Source organism: Sphingopyxis sp. (genome assembly GCF_036402335.1).
Taxonomy (GTDB): Bacteria; Pseudomonadota; Alphaproteobacteria; order Sphingomonadales; family Sphingomonadaceae; genus Sphingopyxis.
In genome coordinates this window covers 1-9,615 of record NZ_DASWTD010000660.1, presented here as the reverse complement: position 1 = coordinate 9,615, position 9,615 = coordinate 1, and the positions used below count along the sequence as shown (strand labels likewise).

Sequence of the window (9,615 nt, the reverse complement as noted above, 5' to 3'; positions counted from 1 at the left end):
AAATGCGATGGCCGAAATTGTCGGTAAGATAGGCGCCCGGATCGGCGCCCTCATCGCCGACGTCTTGGTGCAGTTCATCACCATTGCCCCGGCGGTCGGCCGGCGCGGCTTGCCCCGCTCCCGGCTGATGGTCGTAAAGGGCGTGCTCGGTGGCAGGGGACGGTGCGGGCTTCTTGGCCATGATCGGTTCCTTGGGTTTCGAGGGAATTGCATCTTCAACCCCCCGCTCGCCCTTAGGTTTCGCGGCGTGCCCGCATTCTGTCCTATTTCTGGTCGGCCATCACATGCCCCTCCTGTTCGCGGAGCCAGTTGTGGAGCCGCGTTGCCGCCATCGCGCCCTGCCCCATCGCGACGCTGATTTGGTCGAGACCTTCAAGGACGTCGCCCGCGGCATAAACGCCGGGAAGCAGTCCGTCCGAAAAAGCGCTGAACGGGATGCAGCCATTGGGATCGGTCAACGGCCCCAGCATGGCGGCAAGTTCGCTGCGCGGCGTCGATCCGAACGCCGGGTAGAGCGTGTCGAACCGGCGCGGCGCGGCTTCGCCCTCGATTGCGACGAACATTGCCTCCTCGGTGGCGTCAAGGCGCATCACCCGGCCTTCGAGAACATCGACGCCGCTCGCTTCAAGTTCGCTCCGCTGCCGATCGGTCAGCGCCACCTGCCATTTCGGGATGAGCGTGACGTGGCGCGAATATTGTCGCAGGAACATTGCCTCGGCGGCGCCGTGGAGGTCGGAGCCGAGGACCGCGATCCGTTCGTCGCTATGTTCGAAGCCGTCGCAGATCGGGCAATAGCGCAGCACGCCGCTGCGCACGGCCGCCCCATGATCGCCGCTGTCGAGCTGCGCCAGATTGGTGTCGACGCCGGTCGCGAGGATCAGACCGCGCGCGTCGATGATCGCACCGCCTTCGAGGATTGCGCGAAAGCCGCCATCATCGTCTCGCCGCGCGATTTCGACAATTTTCCCCGCGGCAATCTCGGCGCCGTAACGCATGGCGTGGTCGGTCATGCGCTCGATGAGATCGGCCCCGATGATCCCGTCAGGAAAGCCCGGAACGTTGCGCGAGCGCGGGACCCAGAGCGCGCGCGAACTGCCGTCGTGCACGATCCGGACTCGGCGCCTATAGCGTGCGAGATACAGGCCGGCCGCAAGACCGGCGGGGCCCGCGCCCACGATCAGAACATCTATCATGTCGCCGTCCGCACGCTGTTCCGTCTCCATCAGCGCGACACCTGCGAAACAAGTTCAAACGCGTCACCCATCGCCGCCATCGCGGCAGTGTTGTCGAAAATGCACCAGGGTGGCTCTGCTCCCTTATGCTCGCACGCGATCAAAGCCGCATAGCCGGCGACCCGCTCCGTGCCATAAGGTGAGCGATATATGGTCGGCGATCCGTGGAGACGCCAATAGGAGAGCCCGCGCCAGCCGCCCGGTACCCCGGCCGCAGGGACGCGCGCCGGATCGGCGGCGACGCGCGCGACTTCGCGCGTCGCCAGCAGGCGCTCAGCGCCGGCTTCGAACCAGCTCGCATGGCGCGGCTCGCAGGCAATGCGAGCGGATGTCGAGGCTCCAAGCCCGGCAAAGAAGCGCTCGGCTACTTCCACATCGAGGGCCAGATTGGGCGGCAACTGAACGAGCAGGACGCCGAGCTTCGGCCCCAGCCCGGCGATCTCATCGACGAAACGCGCAATCAAGTCACCGCAATCGCGAAGGCGGCGTTCATGCGTGATCGTGCGCGGCACTTTCACCGCAAAGCGGAAGTCCTCGGGTACGATCGCCGCCCACCGCGTCCAGGTGGCGGGACGATGCGAGCGGTAAAATGAGGAATTGATCTCGACGCACGAAAAGCGGTGCGCATAGCGTTCGAGCGCAAAGCCCGCATCCGGAAACCGGTCGGCATATTGCGACGCGATGCTCCACCCTGCTGTTCCGATCCGCCATCTCATCGTTCGAGAACGCGGCTTCCGGCAACTGGATGCGCGCGAAAGCGATTTGGCGAGTTGTCGCCGCGCTTGGCCGATTACGGAACGGCCGCCTCGAGGCATCCTTTGCAAAAACACAGACGGTCGGCAGGCAGTCGCCATCGGCGCGACACTTCGAAAATATCCGTCCTAGTCCTCGCAACAACGGGGCGGGAGCGAGGATTACGAAGAGTTCGAACGGCTCGACAGCTAAACGAAGCCACTCCTGACTAACGCTTCAAACGGCGAGGATCAGCATGCTCGATCTCGATGCCGGCGGCACGCTTGCCCTGGTCCATTGTACTGCGAAAGTTCAGCACGCTTCGATCGACCCAGTCCGGTGGCGCGAGCTGCCGCCCCAGGAAACCGAGCGCATCTGCCATGCGCGGCAGGAGCGACTCACCCACATGATCGGCTCCGTGTACCAATCGATATTCGTGAGCGAGGCCGACGTCGAACAGGACGCGATGCAGAAATTCGGCGCCTTCATAGAGATACAACGCGTCCTGGTCGCCGACCTCGAGATAGATGCGAAGATCGAGCAATCGATCAGGGTCATCGCTCGCGATCGTCGCGGGATTATTCAGCGCCCAGTACGCGGCATCTACAGGCTCGCCGAATATCGGATAAAGGACGCGCTCGGGCCGCCAGAAACGCGTATGCGGCCCCACACCGTTCCATTCCAGCGCGGCTTCGATCGCAGGCTCAAGAGCGAGTACGGCCGCAAACAGTTCGGGATGCTTGAACGCGATGCGCAAACAGCCAAGCCCTCCCATCGAGACGCCGCCGATGAAGGTTCGTGCACGTACCGCATCGAGATGTGCCGGCCGTCTAATGAACGGCAGCGCGTCGGACAGGATGAAGCTTTCCCAGCGCTCCGTCCCGTCCCGGAAATCCATATAGAGCGAGCGGCGCCCGCTCGGCATCGCGATGACCAGCGGCGGAATACGGCCCGAGGCGATTTCGCTGTCAAAGACGCTCTTGAAGAAGAGCAGGTCCTTCTCGCTGCCATTCCCGCCATGGAGCAGAAGCAGGAGCGGAAGGGCTCGGCGCGCGCAGTGTCGTAGCCCGGCGGCTCGTAGATCGCGACGCCAAGCTCGCCAGGTACGTGCGATGACGCCAGTGCGCGGAATCTTATCATGCCTTCCGAAGCGAGTGCGGACGCGGAGCCTGGCGCGGCGACCGAGGCCGCACCCGCAACCGCAAGGCGCGAAAATTCCTGCGATTCAACACCTGCCGCTTACCGTTCGTCCGGCGCGGTGCAGGCGAAATTGCTCGCCGAAGCCGTCGAACCCCAGCCGCGATAGACTGCCTTCTTGGGATAAGGGCAGAGCGGCCGCTGCATTTCCACCCTTCCGGCGTCGTCGCTCGCGAACTTGGTCGCGATGATGCTCTCCGGCGCCTTGCCGCCATCGGCCCAGTCGATCAGCGCCGAGAAGATGTCATGCTTCGCGTCATAGCCGGGCGGCTGCGGCGGAATGCCGAGCGTGCTATTGAACGCATCGGGACCGGCGCCACCGCCGCAGTGCATCATTCCGGGTGCGAGGAACAGGCGCGCGTTGTTCGCCAGATTGTCCATGCCGCCGAAGTCCTTCGCATGCCGCTCGTAAAAAGCCACCGATTGTCCAGGCGCGACGAGCGTGTCGGCGAGTCCATGATAGACGATCAACTTGCCGCCGCGGGCGGCGAAGGCCTTGAGGCTGCCCCGCGTCGCATCATTGACGATCGCGTCGAGCCGCTGATCCACCAAGGGCATATCCCGGTCGAAGTCGAAGCTTTTCCAGTCCCAGTCCACTCCGAACACCCATTTGAACAGGGCGCCGAACGGCGGCTCCTCGTTGATCGGCTTCTGGAGGAAGGCCCAGCCGAAGGTGTCGGGCATCTCGCTACCGGGCAACCAGCCGAAATAGCTTGCCTTGCCTTCCGCAGTCATCGGCCCCGCGTAAAAGGCGCGGGCGGTCTCGATCTCAGCCGGCGTGAGACAGGCGTCGGATGCGCCGCCCTTGCATGCGAGAACAGCAGGATCGAAGGTGCAGCTCATCGGATCGGAGATGAACCTGTCGCCCGACAGGCCGTGCCCCTGTTTCCAGCAGGTGGCGACCGCCGCCCGGTTTAGCAGCTTGAGCTTTGCGTCCGACAGCAGCCTCCCGGGCGCGCGATGGGCAGCAGCATAGTCCCACAGGACAGCGGCATGGCCCCAGGTCCGGTTCATGACCGGAGCTCCCACGAGAATCCCGTCATAGTCTTCGGGATAGTAGAGCGACTCGATGAGCCCCTGCTGGCCGCCGGTCGAGCAGCCGGTGTAATAGGAGCGCCTTGCCGGCTGGCCATAGAAGGCCTTGGTGATCGCCTTGCCGGTGGTGGTCATCACATGCGTCGACAGCCGGCCCCAGTCGCGCCATTTGCGTTCTTGGCCAATGAGCGCATCGCCCTCCAGCGGCGTCGCGGGCGCCGTACCGGCGTCGGTCGTCGCGGTGGCAAAGCCGCGCCGCAGACCATCCGCCATCCCCGAATAGCCGCCCGCGAGAATGCCGGCGAAGCCTCCGTTGCCATTGCCATGGAAGACGCCGGCCCATCCCTCCACCGGCAACCAGATTTCGACGCCGATGTCCGACCCGGGCGCCGAGCGGACACGCGCGACGACGCGGCAGAAGCTTCGATATCCCGCCGCATCGCCGACGAGCGAAGCCTCTGCCTCTTTACCCGGCACGAGGACCGCACTCGTTATGCTGGTGTCGGCAAGTTTCAATCCGGCGAGGTTTGCGCAGCGCGCCGCAGGCGCCTCGATCGCGGAGGCTGCCCTGGAAGCCGGCGCTTTCGCCGCAACGCTCACCGGAACCAGCGATCCCGCCGCGACGCCCGCCAGCAGGGCGATGCCAGATATCCGCTTCATTATTGCCTCCCGAGAGTTGATGCGTCCGCCTGTCCGGTCTCCGATTTCCGGATCAACCGGGCGAGCCAGACGAAGAGCAGCGCGGCGACAAGATACATTGGCGCCAGCGCATAATAGGCCATCCGCAGCGCATGCTCGCCATAGTCTGCACGGAAATAGTCGCTCGCCATGCCGACGAAGGTCGGACCGAGGCCAAGGCCGATCAGGTTCATGACCAGCAGCAGCAAGGCGCCGGAAATCACCCGCGCGCCGGGATCGACTTCGCCCTGGACGAAGGTGACGGTCGCGGGAAGAAAGAAGGAGTTGAGGAACAGCGGAACGAACAGCAGCGCGAGCGCGATCTCCCAGCGATCGGCAGCCGCAAAGCCGAGGAAGAAGGGCAAGGCGAGGAGCAGCGAGAGCGCCGGAATGCTGGCATAGGCGGCCTTGTTCTTCACCGCGAAGCGGTCGATCAGACGGCCGGCGACGAAGATGCCGGTGCCCATCCCGAGCCCGACCGCGAGGGCATACCAGATCGCGACATCTTCGAGCCTCATGCCCTTCTCGCGCATCAGGAAGAGGGTCGCGAAATTGCTGAGGCCATAGGTGATGAAGTTGGCAGCACCGCTCGCCAAGGCAGCCACCGCCAGAATGCGGTTGCCGAAGAAGGCGCGGATGGCCGATCCGAAGCTTTGCGCGGGAACGTCAGTCGCCGTGGGCGCCGGCACCGGATCGAACCGACCCCGCTCGGGCTCGGGAATGACCAGATAGACGATGATGGCGGTGAGCACGCCGATCGCGCCCACAACATAAAAGGGGATGCGCCAGTCATAGGCGGCAGCCAGAGACGCGCCGAAGGCGACGCCGAGCGCGGAGCCGAGTGGCGGCCCGAGATTGAAAATGCCCATGGCGGTCCCGCGCTGCTCGCGGGGATACGTGTCCGAGATGATCGCATAGGACGGCGGCACCCCGCCCGCTTCCCCGACGCCGACCGCCATGCGCGCGACGACGAGCTGGCCATAATTGGCGGCCATGCCGCAGGCGGCGGTTGCGGCGCTCCACAGGCCGCAGGCGATCGAGAGAACCTTCACCCGGTTCGTACGGTCCGCGAGCCAACCGACCGGGATGGCAATGAAGCAATAGAAGAGTGCGAAATAGAAACCCGTGATCCGGCCGAGCTGACTATCGCTGATCTGGAGGCTGTCCTGGATCGGCTTTGCAAGGATCGATACGAGCTGCCGGTCGAGGAAGTTCAGCACGTAGACGAAGCAGAGCATCCCGAGCACCAGCCCCCGGTTGCGCGGCTCGCGGCGAGCAGCGGGCGCCGGCCGGTCCTGCAATTCCAAGGTGTCCATAACTCTCCCCCTTCCTTTATCCGTTGCGCGTCCATCCGGGGCGGCCCTTGCCACCACCCAGCCCCGCCGCGACGCGCTGCTTGAGCAGCGCCGGAGGTCTGAACCGCTCGCCATAAGCATCGTGCAAAATATCCTGCACCTGCAGACAAAGGTCCGACGTCACGACGTCCATCATCGCGAACGGACCGATCGGATGCCCCAGCCCGAGACGGCAAGCCGTATCGAGATCGGCCGGCGTTGCCACCCCCTCCTCCACAAGGCGGACAGCTTCGATGAGAAGGGCGTGGAGCATGCGATTGACGGCAAACCCGGCCACATCCTTGATCTCGACAGGCTGCTTGCCCACGCCTTCCAGCCACGCCGCAACCTGTTCGACTGTCGCGCGATCGGTGGCAAAGCCCGGGATGATCTCGACAAGCTGCATTCGCGACACGGGCGAAAAATAATGGGTGCCGAGGAAGAGCGGGCGGCGTCCGGGCCTTAAAGAGGCCGCGAGCGTCGATATCGGGAGCGTCGACGTGTTCGACGCGAGGATGCAGTGCGGCGCGCACAAATCGTCGAGCGCCTTGAGGACGCCCGCCTTGGCGTCGAGCGATTCGAAAACCGCCTCGGTCACGAGATCGCGGTCGGCAAGTTCAACAATCTTCGTCGTCGGCCGAATAAGGGTCAGCGCCTCGCGCGCGGTGTTGGCAGCATAGGCTTGCCGCGAGATGCCTTTCTCGATGAGGCTGCCGAGCCGCGCCATCGCGCGATCGAGCGCCTCTTCCGATAGATCGGTCAACAGGACATCATGGCCGGCCAACGCGAAGACCAGCGCAATTTCCGTCCCCATCAGCCCTGCCCCGACGACGGCCGCCTTCATCCGGCATCTCCCGCACGATGCCAGCGCCGTGCCTGCTCGATATACCAGGGCAGAATGTCTGGCGTGGCAGTTGCGTCGGCATTGATCACTTTTGCAACCGGCCAGCCGGCAAACAGCCGTTTGATAGGAAGCTCCTGCTTCTTGCCCGACAGCGTGAGGGGAATAGCCGGCGCAGCGATTAGGCGATCGGGCACAAAGCGCGGCGAGAGGCTGGTGCGGATAGCCGATGCGATCGCCGTTTCCATGGCGGAATGAAGGTGCTCCCCCTCGGCCGGGACAACGAACATGATCAGCGTGCTGCCACCCGCGCCATCCTCGACATCGATGATCATCGTATCGGCAACGCCCGGCAGGCCTTCGACCGCCGCGTAGATCTCGGCGGTGCCCATACGCAGCCCGTGCCGGTTGATCGTCGCGTCACTGCGGCCCGAGATCGCGCAGCCGCCGTCGGCACCGATCGTCAGCCAGTCGCCGTGGCGCCATATCCCCGGCCATTCGGAAAAATAGGATTCGCGATAGCGGCTTCCATCCTCGTCGCCCCAGAAACAAAGCGGCATGCTGGGGAAAGGTTGCGTGCAAACAAGCTCACCCACCTCGTCGATGACGGGCTGGCCGTTTTCGTTCCATGCCTCGATGGCGGCGCCCAGATGGCGGCATTGGAGCCTGCCGGGCGTGTCGGGCAGTTCCGGGTTGCCGGCCATGAAAGCGGCGGCGATCTCGGTCCCGCCGCTGACGTTGCACCACCAGATTCCGGGCCGCCCGGCCGCTTCGAACTCGGCCGATCCCCAGCGCTGTACATCGGGCGGAAGCGGCGAGCCGGTGCTGCCAAGCGCGCGAATGCCGCCGAGCCCACCGAAACCCGCCAGATCGAGACCTGCCTTGCGGCAGCTTGCGAAAAAGGCGGCGCCGGCGCCGAACCAGGTCACGCCGCTCCGCGCGGCAAAATCCCAGAGCCGGCTCCAGTCGGGAGCGGCCTTCGTTCCGCTCGGCGAGCCGTCGAAGATGCAGATGGTCGTGCCACTGAGCAGTGCGCCGACCTGGATATTCCACATGACCCAGCCCGTGGCGCTGAACCAGTGAAACCGGTCGCCGAAGTTGTTCGCGGAATAGCTCGGCCCGAGATCGAAATGGAGCCGCCCGGCGGCGGTCGCGAGGAGTACACCGCCGTGCCCGTGCACGATCGCCTTCGGCAGTCCGGTTGTCCCGCTCGAGTAGAGGATCCATAGCGGATGATCGAAGGGTAGCCACTCGGGTTCGAACGCCGCCACCGCGGCATCGGCGCGGCCGACCGCCTCGGCGAAGTCGAGCGCGCCGGGCACGGCAGCCGCCCCATACCCGCTGGTAACAAGGAACAATCGCTCGATACACGGCAGCTCAGCGCATATTTCGGCGACGGCGGCGCCGCGGTCCATCGACTTGCCCGCATAGAGGACGCCGTCGACTGCAATCAGGGCCTTGGGCTTTGTCTGTCGCAACCGGTCGAGCACCGCGCTCGTTCCCATGTCGGGCGAGCAGAGCGTCCAGATCGCGCCGAGGCTCGCCGAGGCGAGCAGGCCGATGACTGCCGCCGGAATGTTGGGCAGATAGGCCGCAACCCTGTCCCCCTTCCCTATCCCGTTCCGGCGCAGTTCAAGCGCCAGCGACGCCGCCTGCCGGCGAAGCTCGGCCCAGCTCAGTTCGACGGTGTCGCCGCGCTCGTTCATCGCGACAATCGCCGGCTGGCCGGCCTCATCCGCTGCGGCCGCATGCCGGAATATGTGGCGCGCATAACTGACCTCGGCGCCCTCGAACCAGCGCGCCTGCGGCATGGGATCGTCGCTCAGTACCGAGGTGAACGGGGCCGCAGATTCGATTTCATCATAGTCCCAGATGCTGCGCCAGAAGGCAGCAAGGTCACCCACCGACCAACGCCGCAAATCCTCGAAGCTCGCGAAGTCGAGGCCCTGCGTCGCCTTGAGCCAATCTGAGTACAGGCGCATCTGCGGAACCGGACCCGAAACATCTGCGCTGTTGCTGGAAAGATTCATCGACTGGGAGGGCCTTGTTGAAATGGCGGGAAAGATAACGAGCATAGTCCGGCGTCGCCGATCCCTCCGGGCTTCGACGACGAAGGAGAGGCGGCGACCTCGTCGAGGTGCGCCGCCTCAAAAGGTCAGAAGGCGGTACGGAGGCTCATTGCCGCATAACGACCGATCGCATTATAAGTGCCGCCGATACCGTCGGCTCCGGGGAAATAGGGCGGCGTCTTGTCGAACAGATCGTTGATCTGCAGGCCGATCTCGGTTCCCTTCATGAAGCCCGTGTCAGGAAGCTTGACCGACAGCCGCAGGTCCGCCGTCGTATAGCTTTTCGACTGAAAGAGGCTCGATCCCGTCGGGGTCGCGAAGGACGCGGTGATGCCGCTACGATGATTGACGAAATTGACGAACGTCACCGGACCGGCCGTGAACCCGAGCGTGGTGCGCAGGGTCGTTCGGGGAATCCCGGCGTCGAGCGAGTTGCTGACCGCCGAGGTCGGCGACAATTGGGTGCGATATTTCAGGATGTAGTTGCCCGCGATCCC

At 64.7% G+C, this 9,615-nt stretch carries 9 protein-coding genes; all 9 read right to left on the bottom strand.

What is annotated here, in order from left to right; genetic code table 11:
* The coding region (locus tag VGD20_RS21170) for a hypothetical protein (protein ID WP_331136343.1) at positions 1-181 on the bottom strand (181 nt) is incomplete at its 3' end.
* An 82-nt stretch (positions 182-263) separates the two neighbouring features.
* Entirely contained in the window at positions 264-1,223 is a 960-nt protein-coding gene (locus VGD20_RS21165; protein WP_331136342.1) for an NAD(P)/FAD-dependent oxidoreductase, read from the bottom strand.
* Positions 1,223-1,948, bottom strand: coding sequence for a DUF72 domain-containing protein (locus VGD20_RS21160; RefSeq protein ID WP_331136341.1), 726 nt, complete (start codon positions 1,946-1,948; stop codon positions 1,223-1,225). The genes VGD20_RS21165 and VGD20_RS21160 overlap by 1 nt, the downstream gene beginning before the upstream one ends.
* Before the next feature lie 245 nt (positions 1,949-2,193).
* Positions 2,194-2,958: an alpha/beta hydrolase gene (locus tag VGD20_RS21155; RefSeq protein WP_331136344.1), complete on the bottom strand. Its 765-nt coding sequence runs from the start codon at positions 2,956-2,958 to the stop codon at positions 2,194-2,196.
* 245 nt (positions 2,959-3,203) lie between these two features.
* Complete coding sequence (locus VGD20_RS21150) at positions 3,204-4,856, bottom strand: tannase/feruloyl esterase family alpha/beta hydrolase (protein WP_331136340.1); 1,653 nt, start codon at positions 4,854-4,856, stop codon at positions 3,204-3,206.
* On the bottom strand, positions 4,856-6,190 hold the full coding sequence (locus tag VGD20_RS21145) for an MFS transporter (protein WP_331136339.1): 1,335 nt from the start codon (positions 6,188-6,190) through the stop codon (positions 4,856-4,858). Before VGD20_RS21145 ends, VGD20_RS21150 begins: the two co-directional genes overlap by 1 nt.
* 16 nt (positions 6,191-6,206) lie before the next feature.
* Entirely contained in the window at positions 6,207-7,052 is an 846-nt protein-coding gene (locus VGD20_RS21140; protein WP_331136338.1) for a 3-hydroxyacyl-CoA dehydrogenase family protein, read from the bottom strand.
* The gene (locus VGD20_RS21135) at positions 7,049-9,079 is read right to left on the bottom strand and encodes an acetoacetate--CoA ligase (protein WP_331136337.1); all 2,031 of its coding nucleotides are present in this window, start codon (positions 9,077-9,079) and stop codon (positions 7,049-7,051) included. The genes VGD20_RS21140 and VGD20_RS21135 overlap by 4 nt, the downstream gene beginning before the upstream one ends.
* A gap of 125 nt (positions 9,080-9,204) precedes the next feature.
* Positions 9,205-9,615, bottom strand: a 411-nt coding sequence (locus VGD20_RS21130) for a TonB-dependent receptor (protein ID WP_331136336.1), incomplete at its 5' end; no start/stop codon positions are given.

What these genes read in the sequence shown, in the direction of transcription:
- VGD20_RS21165 (WP_331136342.1), bottom strand. Translation starts at nt 1,223, where the DNA reads ATGGAGACGGAACAGCGTGCGGACGGCGACATGATAGATGTTCTGATC.
- VGD20_RS21160 (WP_331136341.1), bottom strand. Translation starts at nt 1,948, where the DNA reads ATGAGATGGCGGATCGGAACAGCAGGGTGGAGCATCGCGTCGCAATAT.
- VGD20_RS21150 (WP_331136340.1), bottom strand. Translation starts at nt 4,856, where the DNA reads ATGAAGCGGATATCTGGCATCGCCCTGCTGGCGGGCGTCGCGGCGGGA.
- VGD20_RS21145 (WP_331136339.1), bottom strand. Translation starts at nt 6,190, where the DNA reads ATGGACACCTTGGAATTGCAGGACCGGCCGGCGCCCGCTGCTCGCCGC.
- VGD20_RS21140 (WP_331136338.1), bottom strand. Translation starts at nt 7,052, where the DNA reads ATGAAGGCGGCCGTCGTCGGGGCAGGGCTGATGGGGACGGAAATTGCG.
- VGD20_RS21135 (WP_331136337.1), bottom strand. Translation starts at nt 9,079, where the DNA reads ATGAATCTTTCCAGCAACAGCGCAGATGTTTCGGGTCCGGTTCCGCAG.